The sequence below is a fragment of the Acinetobacter sp. 231_lipA genome (assembly GCF_058243005.1).
On sequence record NZ_JBZAYU010000001.1, the window covers coordinates 3,690,198 to 3,705,178 of the forward strand.

Below are 14,981 nucleotides of genomic sequence, written 5' to 3' on the forward strand. Positions count from 1 at the left end.
TAATGCTTGAAATACATCACGCCCAAAAGAAAAAATACACATGGTAGAGAGCAAAAAGAGGTGAGGAATAGAGTAAATGAATTTTTAAAATAAAAGTTAAAGAAAATAGGAAATAGGAAAGGCTTTGTTGCACAAAGATTTGAAATGCAAAGCGCCCCTAATTGAGCCAAATTTAAGGCGTAACTTGGGTAAGTGGTCGACCTAATTCCGTAAATCTGTTAAGGACTGCTACACGTGCATGGATCTCATTCACTTGGCTATCAAAACTCCTTGCACTGAGTTTATCTCCTAATAATTTGATGCAATGCATCTTAGTTTCAACCAAACTTCGCCGATGATAGCCTGACCATTTTTTCCATAGTGTCCTGCCTAAACTTTTAATTGTTCGAAGTAATTCATTTCGCTCTAGCGAGCTACTCTTTGTATCTTTCCATGGTTTCGCATTTTTTCTAGGTGGAATCACCGCATGCCCTTGCCGATCTGCAATGACCTGACGGCATTGCTTGGTGTCATAAGCTCCATCGGTATAAACAGAGTTAATCTGCTCATCTTGTGGAATCTGATTAAGTAAATCACCAAGCACCTGTGAATCACTGACATTATTGGTTGTAAGCTGAACTGCTCGTATTTGTAGGGTTTTAGCATCTATACCAATATGAAGTTTACGCCATTGGCGACGATATTCAGGTCCATGTTTCTTGCGTTTCCATTCGCCCTCACCTAGAAACTTCATGCCTGTAGAGTCCATGAGTAGATGCAGCCCATCGCTACTTTTTTGGTAGCTGATTACAATATCAATATGCTTTTGTCTTCTACAAAGCGTGGTGTAATCTGGAGCTATCCAATTTAATCCGCAAAGTTTAATCAGACTTTGCACAAAGCCAGTGACCATACGTAAAGACAGACGGAATAAGGATTTAATCATTAAGCAGCATTGGATGGCTGCGTCGGAGTAGGTTTGATTTCGCCCTTGTTTGCCTTTTGATGGCGCATACCATTGCGTAGCAGGATCAAACCAAATGGCAATATTTCCGCGACTCATGAGTGCTCGGTTATATGCGGGCCAATTGGTTGTGCGGTAGATTTTGTGTGTAGGCTTCTTCATTTGAAAATTATATCGCTGAAAAACCCTTTACAGATAGGTTTGTGCAACAAAGCCAATAGGAAATAGGAAATAGGAAATAGGAAATAGGAAATAGGAAATAGGAAATAGGAAATAGGAAATAGGAAATAGGAAATAGGAAATAGGAAATAGGAAATAGGAAATATTACAAACGCAATAATACCGATTGAAAAGATACTATTTAAATGCTTGGTATTTTAAATTTGGTCTACATACAATGTATTTGTATGCTGCATATTGATTATTATATTTTAATTTATGAATATGGTGGCAACCCTACCAGCAAACCTTCGGCACATCATATTTCTACTACCGTTGCTACCTTCCGGTCCTGGCGGGGTTCGTAGAATACAATTGCGAAGTAACCGGCAGGGCTACCATTGCAAGAACAGAGTATAGAGATTTTTCCCTAAGTTGCAAGCCTATAAACGATTTTTCAATAAGCATTTCATTCAATTGACTATTTATAAAACAAACTCAAGAAAAATCACTCAATTATTGGTAACGACTAGGCTACATTCATTTACCTAAATATACGACAACAATGTAAAAGCTTATTGCAATTCATCACGTTGCCGTTTTTAATGGGGTAAATGAATTTTGTTTGATGTATCCCCCATCAAAGCCTTATAACACGGATATTTTATGATGCTAAAGAAGCATAGCCTATGTGCCCTCACCCTACTTTGCACAACGCCTGTTTTCGCCAATATTCCAATTGAATCTCGCGGCTTAAGCCAAGCAACGAACAATAGTGTCAATCCAACCAGCGTCGCAGTAGACACAGGTGCGAGTGCAACAGCAACCAATATTAATTGGCAAATCATGCAAAAGAACCAACAATTAGAAAATGATTTGCGTAGCTTACGCGGCAAACTTGAAGAACAAGACAACGAAATCGCTCAACTCAAACATGAGTTGGAAAACCGTTACGCTGACCTAGATCAACGCTTAGAGTTACTTCAACAAAAAGTAGACCCTGAAGCGAGTACTACAACGGAGGATAACCAACAGGATACTCCTCCCAGTAATACCACAATCACCAACGCCAGCAATAGCACAACCGCGGCCGCAGTAAACAAAGCACCTGTAGTGGTCAGTACGCAAAACACATCAGAGCCATCTGAGCTAGAAAAAGCCGCGTATACTGTCGCATTGGATGCCTATAAGCAAGGTGGTGCGAAGAAAGCGATTGCACCCATGCAAAATTTTATTAAAAACAACCCCAACAGTGTTTACATCAGCAATGCATATTTCTGGTTAGCTGAATTTAATTTAGCGATTGAACCCACCAACTATGCAGAAGCAAAAAAGAACTACGGGATTGTGGCAAACCAATATCCAAACTCTTCGCGCGCGCCTCGAGCCGTCTATCAGCTCTATAATATTGCCAAAGAAGTGGATAAAAATACGGTTCAGGCTAACCAATACAAAGCCAAACTCCTCAAGCAATATCCTAAGTCTGAAGAGGCCTCTTTCTTTAAAAAATAATTTTTCTATAGATATAAAAAAAGACACGCGAAGTGTCTTTTTTTATCTTTGGAATAAGCTTAACGCACAATGCCACGCTCTGACTGTTCTAACGAGTCAATAAGCAGCTGTACCTCAGCAACTTCAGGCAAAATTTCTGCACGGATACGTTCTAAAGCCTGCTCTGTCGTTAAACCTTCTTTATAGATCAGTTTAAATGCAGTACGTAAACCTTGAATCACATTTTTAGACCAACCTTTACGACGCATGCCTTCAACATTCATTGCAAAAGCATGTGCAGGATTACCAGAAACCATCACATAAGCAGGGACATCTTTTACAATCAACGATGCACCACCAATCATGCTATAAGAGTCAATCTTACAGAATTGGTGTATACCCGAGTTACCGCCGACAATCACATAGTCACCAACATGAACATGACCAGCCACGCCGACATTGTTTGCAAAAATATTATGATCACCGACCACGCAGTCGTGCGCAATATGTGTATTCACCATTAAAAGATTATGGCTACCAATCTTGGTTATACCGTGATCCTGCACCGTACCACGGTGTAAACTACAATGTTCACGAATTTTATTATGGTCACCAATTTCTAACCAGGTTTCTTCACCTGCATATTTTAGATCTTGGCAGACCTCACCCACGCTTGCGAATTGGAAAATTTCATTGTGTTCTCCAATACGCGTATAACCACCGACCACTACATGCGAATGTAACTGCGTACCCGCACCAATAGTGACATTTGGACCAATAATACAATACGGTCCAATCTTTGCATCTGCTGCAATCACGGCAGATGCATCGATGATTGCTGTTGGGTGAATAAATTCGTTATTGCTCATGATTGCTCTATTTTCTGATGCGAAACCATAATTTCCGCAGATGCTGCTACTACACCGTCAACGGTGGCAATACAATTATATTTATAAATACCACGTTTCTGCATGACCAATTCTGATTTTAACACCAATTGGTCGCCTGCAACGACTTGCTTTTTAAAGCGAACTTTCTCTGCACCTGCGAACAAGAACAAAGAACCTTCACTTGGTTTCTCATTGTTCATGATGAAACCAAGAATACCTGAAACTTGCGCTAATGCTTCGACAATCAAAACACCAGGCATAATTGGATAATTAGGGAAATGGCCTTGAAGGAACTCTTCATTAATAGACACATTTTTATACGCCACAATTCCATTTTCAGTCACATCAACAACACGATCGACCAATAAAAAAGGATAGCGGTGTGGTAAGTACTCACGAATAGTTTGAATCGTCATTGGCAATTCAGGTTTCGTGAAACTAGTAGAATTCGACTCAGTCATCATATTTCTATTTACGCAATTTAATTGTTGATTCAAGGGACTCGATTTGAGCCTGCATATGATCAAGTTTTTTTACCAATTGGGTCAATGGCACATCTGCTAATTGTCTTAAACGAACAACGGTGCGTTTCCACTTTTGATTTTCAAACAGTCCAATTCCTGAAGAATACTTTCCAGCCACAGAAATATTATTTGTGACCATTGACATTCCAGTTAAAGTGACATTATCAACAATATTTAGGTGCCCTGCAATTGCAGACCCACCACCCACAATGCAATTTTTGCCAATGGTTGTGCTACCCGCTATTGCAGTGTTGGCAGCAAAAGCTGAATTGGCACCAATTTTAACGTTATGGGCGATTTGCACAAGGTTATCAATAATGACGCCATCTTCCAAAATTGTGTCATCCAATGCACCGCGATCAATACTACAATTTGAACCAATCCGTACATCATTTCCAATGATGACCGAACCCAATTGAGCAATTCGATGCCATTTCCCTTGATAAGGGGCAAAACCAAAACCCTCACTACCAATCACAGTATTGGCATGAATACGGACACGATCGCCTATTTTGCATGACATCAAATTTACATGCGATTCAATTAAACCGCTGCGGCCAATTTCAACCCCATCATGTATGCTGACATGTGAATGAATAATCGTGTCATCGCCAACAACGCAATTTGCACCAATGACCACATAATGTCCAATATAAGCAGTATCCGAGATGATTGCAGAAGGATGTATCTGCGCAGTGCTTTCGATGCCCTGTTCAGTGTGTTTAACCTCAAAAGCATGGGTTAAAATGGCAAAGGCTAAATAAGGATTGGCAACAACAATAAAGTTTTGATGTTCAACTAAGTGATCCTTCAGATCAGCTGTAACAATGAATGCTCCAGCTTTAGACTGCTGTGCTTGCTCTAAGTACTTTTCACTATTTACAAATGCAAGATGTCTAGATTCTGCTGAATCTAGACTTGCTAATCCCTTAAGGATTAAATCAGCTTGACCTGCACACTCACCTTGGACTAAACGAGCAAGATCTTCTAAGCGATACTGTTGAGGATTCATTGATTACTTAATTGCGTTAACCTTTTGAATCATTTTATCAGTTAAATCATACTTAGTGTCATAGGCAAGTGCTGAGTTTTTATTCAAAACAACATCTAATTGATTTTCTTTACGCAATTGTTCAGCAACTTGCTTCACGCGACCATCAAATACACTACGTACTTGCTGAATAGAACTTTGCACACTGCTTTGCATGGTTTGTTGTAAAGTATTGAACTCATTCATTTTGGTTTGATACTGAGTCACCATTTTTTGCTTATCCGCAGCGCTCAGCTTATCAACTGTTTGTAAACGCTGTTGTAAGTCTTGAAGCTCTTTACTAAGTTGATCAAGCTTCGTACTTTGCGGTTGAATTTTCTGTTGAAAACTCGAATTTTGCTGTTTTAAATAGCTACTATTTTCAACAACACGCTCAAGATCCACTACACCATAGCCAGCAGCATTCACCACTGTAGAAGTTAATGCTGTAAGTGTTAAAGCTGTAAGAATTTTTTTCATATTTATATCTTTCATGTAGAGAAACGGTCGACCTTAGAAGGTACGACCGATTTCAAATTGAATGTTCTTTGTTTCATCGCCATCTTTATCATTCAATGGATATGCATAACTGAGAGACAATGGACCAATCATGGTAATCCAAGTAAAGCCTACACCCACGCTATAACGCATGTTATCAACATCGAAACCGAAGTTGTCTTTACAATATTGCTTAGAGTCTACATCAGCACCATTCACATAAATGGTTGAACTCGATACATTACATTGAGTATCAAAAACTTGTGCACCTTCAGCAAACAGCACTGGACGGACTTGACGTGTCCAATCCCCTTTAAATGGTAAAGGCAAAGCCAATTCTGTACCAAATTGAATCAACGCATTACCACCGACTTCTTCAGGGTCATAATCAACATCATCAGATTCACTGTACGTTACACCTGGATACTTTGGACCTAATGTGCTGTTGTCATAACCACGGACTGAACCAAAACCACCTGCATAGAAGTTTTTATAAAATGGTAAGTCATTACCATAGCCTAACTTACCATAACCGCGAAGTACGAAGTCTTTGCCTAATGGGAAATAAGCTTGCGCATCATAAGTCAGTTTTTGATATTCAACATCACTGCCTGGCAAGGCAATTTCACCATTTACACGGTGTGACATACCTGATGTAGGGAACACTGGACGGTTTAAAGTGTTATATGACCAACCCAAGTTTAAGTTATACGTTAAGAAATCACCCTTAAACTCATTATCAAATGATTCTGTTGCAGAACATTCACTAGTTGCCTCATCCCAATTCGCATCTGGACAATATGACTCTTTACTACCCGTTGTCTTTCCACCATTTGCCAATAAATAATCACGTACATAGGTCGATACATACGGACCTGTAGTCACTTCAGTTTGGTCAATGTTTAAACCTGCACTGATGCTTTGGTTTTCATCAATTGGATAACCGAAATTGATACCACCACCAAAACTATCCGTCACATAGTTGTTGACGTTATAGTCTTCATCCAACTTGGTTTTGCGGTAGTACATGTTATAACCACGACGTACACCATCAATCGTAAAGTATGGATCCGTCACACTTAGGTTGTAGTAATCTTGTGTTTCTGAGCGGGATAAATCAATGGCAACCGAATTACCTGTACCCATGAAATTAGTTTGACTTAGACCCGCTTGGAAGGTTATACCGCCGCTTTGCGAGAAACCAACTGCTAAAGTACTGGTACCTGAATGCTGCTCTTCAACATTAATGTTTAAATCAACCTGATCAGCTGTGTTCGGAACACGTGCAGGCTTGATATCTACAGTCTTAAAGAAGCCTGTACGCTCTAAACGAACTTTCGATAAATCAATTTTCTCATTACTTGCGAGTGCACCTTCCATTTGGCGCATTTCACGACGTAATACTTCATCCGCAGTTTTCGTGTTGCCGGTAAAGTTAATACGACGCACAGTTACTTGCTGACCTGGATTCACATAATAATTTAAATCCACCAGATGAGTTTCTTTATCGATCTGAGGTACGACGTTCACTTCTGCATAGTAATAACCTGCATTACCGTATTTACGTAGAAGCAACTGTTTAACCGCATTCACTTTTTCTTGTGAATAGATATCGCTATCTTTATATATTTGTAAAGCTTTCAGTTCTGCTGGGGTGTATAAAGCATCTCCCAAAAATTTGGTTTCGCCAAATTTAAACTGTTCGCCCTCATCCACTGAAACTTCAACAAAAATATTCTTTTTATCTTCACTTAAATTTAAGCTTGAGTGATTGATATTAAAGTTGATATAGCCTTTGTTTAAATAAAGTGCACGTAAAGACTCTAAGCTTGCAGCCATCTTTTCACGTGCATAACGGTCATTACGTGAAATAATGGACGTCCAACCACTTTCTTTTACCGCAAACGCTTGTTCAATTTCGCTTTCTTTAAATACGGTATTACCAATAATATTGATATCTACAACTTTTGCAGCCTTACCTTCAACAAACTCAATAGTAAGATCTACACGGTTGTTCGGCTTCGCTGTTGTCACAACTTTTACATCAGCATCATAACGACCTTGCTGCATGTACTGTTGTTCAAGCTCAGACTCAACCGTCTGTAGCGCTGATTTTTTCAGCACTTCACCTTCGGTAATCCCCATCTTCTTCAAGCCTTCTTCCAAGGCCTCTTTAGGAATGAGTTTATTACCTTTAAATTCAACTTTAGAAATTAGTGGACGTTCGACAACTTTGAAAACCAGCGTATCACCCTGCTTTTCTGTTTTAATGTCATCAAACAAACCTGTTGCATATAAACTACGAATGGCATTGGCAAGTGCTGCATCGCTCACACGATCCCCACTATTCAACGGAATCATTCCATAGACATTTGCTGGCGTTAAACGAACAAGTCCATCAACCTTAATATCACGTACTATATAATCTTCTGCTGCATATACTTGTTGTACTGTTGCCATAGCACTGATGAGCGCCAAAGGCATAAATAAATGTGTGTGCTGCATGCCAGTTTTTTCCGATGTAAAATTTAATTCCGTATCTACGCTTTTTTACAAACGCATAAAATCATTGAATAGTGCCAAAAGCATCATACTTCCGAGCAATACCATACCAATTTTTAAACCAACCAATTGTATTTGTTCAGAAACAGGTTTACCACGTATTAGTTCTATAAAATAATAGACCAAATGTCCACCATCAAGCATAGGAATAGGCAATAAATTTAATATCCCTAAACTTACACTCATCAATGCCATAAATGAGATAAAAGTTTGCCAACCCATTTCCGCACTTTGTCCTGCGACTTTGGCAATCGTGATCGGTCCTGATAGGTTGTCTAGACCAATCAAACCGCGCACCATTTTTACAATCGAGTTCAAAATCATACTCGACAGTTGACCGGTTTTATCTACCGCCATCATGAAGGCTTCGGCAGGATTATATTGTATCGTTTGTTTATATTCTGTAGGAATACTGATTTTCCCAGGGTCACTTTGTACACCTAAGACACCAGAAACCTTGCCCATATTGTCGCGTTTACCTTGTGGCATCACTTCAAGTTGTATCAATTGATTTTGGCGAAGCACATCAATTTTTAACAATTTCTCAGGTGAAGCTTGAACCACTTGAACCACATCAAACCAATCATTCATCTTAATGCCATCAATCGCGACAATTTTGTCACCTTGTTGCATACCCTGACGAATGGCTGCACCATCTTCGCTCAACTTAGTCACGACCGCAGGAATTTTAGGTCGATAAGGCGTAAAACCCAGAACATCAAGCGGAGACTGTGTTTGATCTTTCAAGAAGTTTTGAATAGGCAAACTAAATGTCTTAACTTGTCCCGCACGTTCGGCCTGAATTTGGATTGATCCCGTTTCACCTACACGATCAACCAAGGCAAAATTCAATTTTTCCCAAGTGGGTGTCGTTAAGCCATCAACAGCGGTAATTTTATCGCCCACTTGCATTTGAACTTGTGCTGCAGGTGTATTAGGTAGCACTTTACCCACACGTGTATTCAACTGCTCTTGTGCAGGTAAAAACAAAATCCAAAACAGAAAAATGGCAAATACCAAGTTAATCAATGGGCCAGCTGCAACAATTGCGATACGCTTCCAAGGTGACTGACGATTAAATGCTTTGGGCGCATCCTCTTCAGCAACATCACCTTCACGCTCATCCAGCATTTTAACATAACCACCCAAGGGCAATGCCGAAAGCTGATATTGTATACCTGACTTTTTAGAGGTCCACTTTAAAACCGTTGGTCCAAAACCAATGGAATAAACTAAAACTTTAACGCCCAATTTACGCGCAACAAAATAGTGCCCAAACTCATGTATTGCAATAAGTGGGCCTAAAAGCAAAATTGCCGCAACAATCATAAACAAGGCGCTCATGCTTAAATTCCTATATTCACCACATATTGCTGAGCAACATGACGTGCGTTTTGATCGGCTTCTAAAATAACATCAAGTTGTGTTGCTGCTTGATGTGGGATGGTATTCAAAGTGTGTTCAACAATAGCAGGAATATCCATAAACCCCACCTGTTGATTTAAAAATGCAGCGACCGCAATTTCATTGGCTGCATTTAAAATCGCAGGGGCTGTACCCCCAGTTTTCATCGCTTGACGTGCCAAGCTTAATGCTGGGAATCGATGTGTATCAGGTGCTTGAAAATCCAACTGATGATTTTTAAATAAATCTAAAGCTGGAACATGGGTTTGAATACGCTCAGGCCATGCCAAAGCATGTGCAATTGGCGTACACATATCAGGATTTCCCATTTGCGCCAATGTTGAACCATCCACATATTGCACCATGGAATGAATAATACTCTGCGGATGCACAACTACTGTAACAAAATGTTCTTCAATTGAAAAAAGATGACAAGCTTCAATTAGCTCCAGCCCTTTATTCATGAGGGTCGCCGAATCAACCGAAATTTTCTGCCCCATGGACCAATTCGGGTGTTTGCACGCCTGTGCAGGCGTTACATTGTGTAATTCATCTAAACTATGTTTTAGAAATGGCCCGCCGGATGCAGTCAGAAGAATACCAGAGACTCCAAGTTTCGGCTTTCCGTGACGCTCAGCTTGTAAATAGGTCTGCGGCAAGCATTGGAAGATTGCATTATGCTCAGAATCTACAGGAAGCAAAAGAGCCTGATGGTCATGAGCAGCCTGCATCATGATGTCACCCGACATCACCAACGCTTCTTTATTTGCCAAAAGGACACGCTTTCCTGCTTTTACCGCTGCTAGCGTCGGCATTAAACCTGCCGCGCCAACAATAGCCGCCATCACCACATCCACTTCCGGATGTTCAGCAACCGCGATGAGGCCTGCCTCATCCGCCAAAATTTCAATGTTTTGTAAATTGGCTGCGACTAGGAGCTGGCGCAGTTCATCCACTTTAGCTTGAGGTACAACTGCAATTTCAGGTTGAAACTGCTGACAAATATCAACAAGCTCTTGCATCCGACTATGTGCCGTAACAGCAAACACAGAGTAGCGCTTAGCATGTTGTTGCAATATTTTTAAGGTGCTCTGCCCAATCGAGCCCGTCACACCCAAAATACAAACAGATTGAGACATTTACAAATCTACGCCAATAAGTTTTAACACATATACACCCGCAGCAAAGATAGGTGCAGCAGCCAGTAGCGAGTCAATGCGATCCAGCACCCCACCATGCCCCGGCAAAATACGACCTGAGTCTTTAATTCCAGCACGACGTTTAATCATAGATTCAAATAAATCACCGAGCACCGAGCTAAATACAGTGACTACAGATAAGATAAGAAATAATAAATGCTGCGCGTACGTTAAATCTAAATAGAGGATTTCAACAGCGACCACGATGATCATGGCCGTAATCACACCACCATAGAGACCTTCCAACGATTTATTTGGACTCACTTCAGGTGCAAGTTTACGCTTACCCAGTTTACGCCCAACAAAATATGCCCCGCTGTCAGCACCCCAAACCAATAAAAACAGGTACATCAGCCACCATGGAGACATCTTCCAGAGTGCAAAAATAGCGGTCACAGCTGAAGATATCAGAACAATCCCAACCACCTTAAGGGTTGAATTATACCAAGCATCATAATTTGGATAAGATTTAACCCAATACAGACTGAGCAACCAACATAGGATAGAGGCAACCCAAAGTAGAAGTGCAATATCGTTAAAGTATAAGGCAAGTGTAGCAAGGCCAGCACTTAATAAACCAAAACCCCATGCTAGAGGTTTATTAACATTTTTTGTTGTACGGGGCATGAGTTTAAACCACTCATAGCCTGCAACCCCTGCCGCAATAATCATCAGCACAAACATTGGATAGTGTGACTGGGTTGCAAACATACAACTCAGTACAACGGCCACCAAAACCAATGCGGTTATAATCCGCTCTAACATTTATTAGTTCTCAATTTTATCTTGTAGAATTTGTTCCGTCGTTTTCCCGAAACGACGTTCACGCCCACCAAATACAGCCAAGGCGTCATCAAACTCTTCTACACTGAACTCTGGCCAAAGAGTCGGAGTGAAGTAAAGCTCTGCATAAGCTGCTTGCCACAACATAAAGTTCGATAAACGAAAATCCCCGCCTGTACGAATCAATAGATCCACAGCGGGTAAATCACTCAAACTAACGTATTGGCCAAAAACATGTTCATCAATTTGCTCAGGATCTAACGCTTGAGATTGAACAGCAAGTGCAATCTGCTTAGCCGCATGCGCCATATCCCACATCCCACCGTAACTAATTGCGATGGTCAAAGTCATCTTGTCGAAATTAACAGTGTCTTGTTCGGCATGCAACATTAAGTCACGCAATTGCGGAGATAATTTAGAACGATCACCAATAAAACGTAAGGACATTTGATATTGATGCATACGAGGCAACTGTTCATGAATCGTGTCTTCCAACAATTTCATGAGCAAATCAACTTCAGCTTGAGGGCGCTTCCAATTTTCACTCGAAAAAGCAAAAACGGTTAATGCTTGAATATTTCTTTTTCGACAATGCTCAACAATCGGGTCAAGGACATTTTTTCCTTCACGGTGACCATCGCCCTTTTGCATTGCATTTTTTTTGGCAAAACGATTGTTGCCATCCATGATGATAGCAACATGTTTTGGAAGAGTAAGCTTATCTTCTGAATCGGTCATTATACAAATTAGACCTTCAACAACTCAGCTTCTTTATTCGCAAGACGTTTGTCGATTTCAGCAACAAACTTATCTGTGATTTTTTGAATATCATCAGATGCACGACGTTCATCATCTTCAGAAATTTCTTTTTCTTTCAACAATGCTTTGATGTCACCCAGTACATCACGGCGAATATTACGTACTGCAACTTTTGCATTTTCAGCTTCGTTACGCGCAACTTTTTGCATGTCACGACGTGTTTCTTCCGTCAATGCAGCCATTGGAACACGAATCGCATCAGCCGTAATCGGGTTTAAGCCCAAATCTGACTCACGAATCGCTTTATCAATTGCCGCAACCATCGTACGCTCAAATGGCTGAACCAACAATGTACGCGAGTCTTCAACACCCACGTTTGCCACTTGGTTTAATGGCACATCTGAGCCATAGTAAGGAACCATCACCCCGTTTAAGATAGATGGATGCGCACGTCCTGTACGAACCTTGGCAAAACCGTGTTCTAACGAGTCAAGTGACTTGTTCATACGGTCTTCTGCGTCTTTTTTAAGATCGTTAATCATGTGATCTTCCTTACTTAATTCGAAAAGATATAAATTCTAAAATAGCGTGTAGTATAAAGAGCTTTCGAGGTCACGTACATTAGTTCGTTACGTGAGTACCCTCTTTTTCGCCCATAACCACTGAAAGCAATGAACCTGCTTTATTCATGTCAAAGACTTGAAGCGGCACATTATGGTCACGACACAAGCAAATCGCTGTTAAATCCATCACACCCAATTTCTCATCTAACACTTGGTCAAAAGTTAAGGTGTCATATTTAACAGCATCATCATATTTGCTTGGGTCTTTGTTGTAGACACCGTCAACTTTCGTTGCTTTCAAAATAAGGTCTGCTTCAATCTCGATACCACGTAAGCATGCTGCTGTATCTGTGGTAAAGAATGGGTTACCTGTACCTGCGACAAACACACAAACTTCACCTTGAGTCAGGTGGCGAATTGCATCACGGCTTGAGTATGATTCAACCACAGCACCAATTGGCAATGCTGACATCAAACGGGTTTTAATATTACGACGTACCAAAGCATCACGTAATGCTAGACCATTCATTACGGTTGCAAGCATACCCATTTGGTCACCCGTTACGCGACCAACCAAACCATCTTTTTGCAATTGACTACCGCGATATAAGTTACCACCACCCACAACAATCCCGACTTGCACACCCAAACCCACTAAGTGCGCAATGGCCAAAGACATTTGATCAAGTACTTGAGCATCAATACCCATATCTTTATTTCCAGCCAATGCTTCGCCAGAAAGTTTCAGTAAGATGCGTTGAAAACGTGGTTTTTTAGAATCCAACATCGCAATAACTCCAATATCTAAATTTTTAAATTTTATTTGTGTCTTAATTCGATTTAATCGAAATCAATTGTGCATACAGATCATATTCATCTGCATCGGTAATTTCGACTTCTAGCAAATCGCCTGATTTAATCTGGCTTTTATCAATATCTTCCACAAAGACATTGCCATCAATTTCAGGAGCATCTGCGTATGAACGTGCAATCGCAACTGGGAATTCTTCATCCAGTTCATCGACCAGCACCGTCATTTTCTGACCAACACGCTTTTGAAGTTTTGCAGCAGAAATCGCCTGTTGCACTTCCATAAAGCGCTCATAACGTTGTTGCTTAATCTCTTCAGGCACGTGATCTGGCAAGTCGTTTGCTGTCGCACCTTCAACAGGCGAATACGTAAAGCAGCCTACGCGATCAAGTTGTGCTTCTTTCAACCACTCAAGCAAGATTTCAAAATCTTCTTCAGTTTCGCCAGGGAAACCCACAACGAAGGTTGAGCGAATCACCAAGTCAGGACATTTTTCACGCCATAGCTTTAAACGCTCAAGTGTATTTTCACTATGCGCTGGCCGTTTCATTAGTTTTAAAACTTTTGGACTTGCATGTTGGAATGGAATATCCAAATAAGGCAAAATTTTGCCTTGTGCCATCAAGTCAATCACTGCATCCACATGTGGATATGGATATACATAGTGCAAACGCACCCAAATACCGAGTTGACCTAAGGCCTCACACATGTCATAGAACTTCGTCTTAACAGGTTGACCATTCCAAAAGTCTAATTTGTATTTGGTATCGAGGCCGTAAGCAGAAGTATCTTGGGAGATAACGAGTACTTCTTTTACACCGGCACGTTTAAGCGCAGCCGCTTCTTCTAAAACAGAACCGACTGGGCGAGACACTAAGTCACCACGCATACTTGGAATAATGCAGAAGGTACAACGATGGTTGCATCCTTCTGAGATTTTTAAGTACGCATAATGCTTCGGCGTTAAACGAATCCCTTGTTCTGGAACAAGGTCAATAAATGGGTTGTGTTTTGGTGGCTCAGGCACGTATTGGTGCACAGCTTCCATCACTTCTTGATATGCAGCCGCCCCTGTCACTTTTAAGACATTTGGGTGCATTTGGCGAATTTTGTCTTCGTCTTTACCTAGGCAGCCCGTAACGATTACACGACCGTTCGCACTCATGGCTTCGCCAATGGCATCTAAAGACTCTTGCACTGCAGATTCAATAAAACCACAGGTATTTACAACAACTAAATCCGCACCATCATAATCTGATGCTACATCATAACCTTCAGTCTTCAACTGAGTTAAAATTCGTTCGGAATCAACCAATGCCTTAGGACAACCTAAAGAAACAAAACCGACTTTGGGGGATTTCATGA

Annotated in this window: 14 protein-coding genes and 1 other RNA gene; 1 reads left to right on the forward strand and 14 read right to left on the reverse strand. The window is 40.8% G+C overall.

Annotated elements, in window-relative coordinates:
* Positions 1-172: 172 nt before the first annotated feature.
* Entirely contained in the window at positions 173-1,105 is a 933-nt protein-coding gene (locus tag AC4CUX_RS18190; protein WP_490792603.1) for an IS5-like element ISAba12 family transposase, read from the reverse strand.
* A gap of 292 nt (positions 1,106-1,397) precedes the next feature.
* An RNA gene (ffs, locus tag AC4CUX_RS18195) (signal recognition particle sRNA small type) lies at positions 1,398-1,494 on the reverse strand.
* A gap of 274 nt (positions 1,495-1,768) precedes the next feature.
* Between ffs and AC4CUX_RS18200 the strand changes: the two genes are divergently transcribed.
* Entirely contained in the window at positions 1,769-2,614 is an 846-nt protein-coding gene (locus AC4CUX_RS18200; protein ID WP_490792604.1) for a YbgF trimerization domain-containing protein, read from the forward strand.
* A gap of 59 nt (positions 2,615-2,673) precedes the next feature.
* Here the strand turns inward: AC4CUX_RS18200 and lpxA are convergent, their stop codons facing one another.
* From lpxA to rimO, 12 genes are all read right to left on the reverse strand, one after another.
* On the reverse strand, positions 2,674-3,462 hold the full coding sequence (lpxA, locus tag AC4CUX_RS18205) for an acyl-ACP--UDP-N-acetylglucosamine O-acyltransferase (RefSeq protein ID WP_010326982.1): 789 nt from the start codon (positions 3,460-3,462) through the stop codon (positions 2,674-2,676).
* The gene (fabZ, locus tag AC4CUX_RS18210) at positions 3,459-3,944 is read right to left on the reverse strand and encodes a 3-hydroxyacyl-ACP dehydratase FabZ (RefSeq protein WP_010326983.1); all 486 of its coding nucleotides are present in this window, start codon (positions 3,942-3,944) and stop codon (positions 3,459-3,461) included. The genes lpxA and fabZ overlap by 4 nt, the downstream gene beginning before the upstream one ends.
* Positions 3,945-3,951: 7 nt before the next feature.
* Positions 3,952-5,019: a UDP-3-O-(3-hydroxymyristoyl)glucosamine N-acyltransferase gene (lpxD, locus tag AC4CUX_RS18215; RefSeq protein ID WP_490792605.1), complete on the reverse strand. Its 1,068-nt coding sequence runs from the start codon at positions 5,017-5,019 to the stop codon at positions 3,952-3,954.
* 3 nt (positions 5,020-5,022) lie between these two features.
* Positions 5,023-5,517: an OmpH/Skp family outer membrane protein gene (locus AC4CUX_RS18220; RefSeq protein WP_490792606.1), complete on the reverse strand. Its 495-nt coding sequence runs from the start codon at positions 5,515-5,517 to the stop codon at positions 5,023-5,025.
* A 33-nt stretch (positions 5,518-5,550) separates the two neighbouring features.
* Complete coding sequence (gene bamA, locus AC4CUX_RS18225; protein ID WP_490792607.1) at positions 5,551-8,040, reverse strand: outer membrane protein assembly factor BamA; 2,490 nt, start codon at positions 8,038-8,040, stop codon at positions 5,551-5,553.
* A gap of 45 nt (positions 8,041-8,085) precedes the next feature.
* On the reverse strand, positions 8,086-9,441 hold the full coding sequence (gene rseP, locus AC4CUX_RS18230) for an RIP metalloprotease RseP (protein ID WP_490792608.1): 1,356 nt from the start codon (positions 9,439-9,441) through the stop codon (positions 8,086-8,088).
* A 2-nt stretch (positions 9,442-9,443) separates the two neighbouring features.
* Positions 9,444-10,640 carry a 1-deoxy-D-xylulose-5-phosphate reductoisomerase gene (gene ispC, locus AC4CUX_RS18235; RefSeq protein ID WP_490792609.1) on the reverse strand — a complete coding sequence of 399 codons (1,197 nt, stop codon included), beginning with the start codon at positions 10,638-10,640 and terminating at the stop codon, positions 9,444-9,446.
* A complete protein-coding gene (locus AC4CUX_RS18240; protein WP_205667927.1) occupies positions 10,641-11,465 on the reverse strand; it encodes a phosphatidate cytidylyltransferase in 825 nt (274 codons plus the stop codon).
* Between the two features lie 3 nt (positions 11,466-11,468).
* Positions 11,469-12,221, reverse strand: coding sequence for a polyprenyl diphosphate synthase (gene uppS, locus AC4CUX_RS18245; RefSeq protein WP_205667926.1), 753 nt, complete (start codon positions 12,219-12,221; stop codon positions 11,469-11,471).
* 8 nt (positions 12,222-12,229) lie between these two features.
* Positions 12,230-12,784: a ribosome recycling factor gene (frr, locus tag AC4CUX_RS18250; protein ID WP_010326990.1), complete on the reverse strand. Its 555-nt coding sequence runs from the start codon at positions 12,782-12,784 to the stop codon at positions 12,230-12,232.
* Between the two features lie 79 nt (positions 12,785-12,863).
* Positions 12,864-13,592, reverse strand: a complete 729-nt coding sequence (gene pyrH, locus AC4CUX_RS18255; RefSeq protein WP_010326991.1) for a UMP kinase — start codon at positions 13,590-13,592, stop codon at positions 12,864-12,866.
* A gap of 43 nt (positions 13,593-13,635) precedes the next feature.
* Entirely contained in the window at positions 13,636-14,979 is a 1,344-nt protein-coding gene (gene rimO / locus AC4CUX_RS18260) for a 30S ribosomal protein S12 methylthiotransferase RimO (RefSeq protein ID WP_004696556.1), read from the reverse strand.
* Positions 14,980-14,981: the final 2 nt, after the last annotated feature.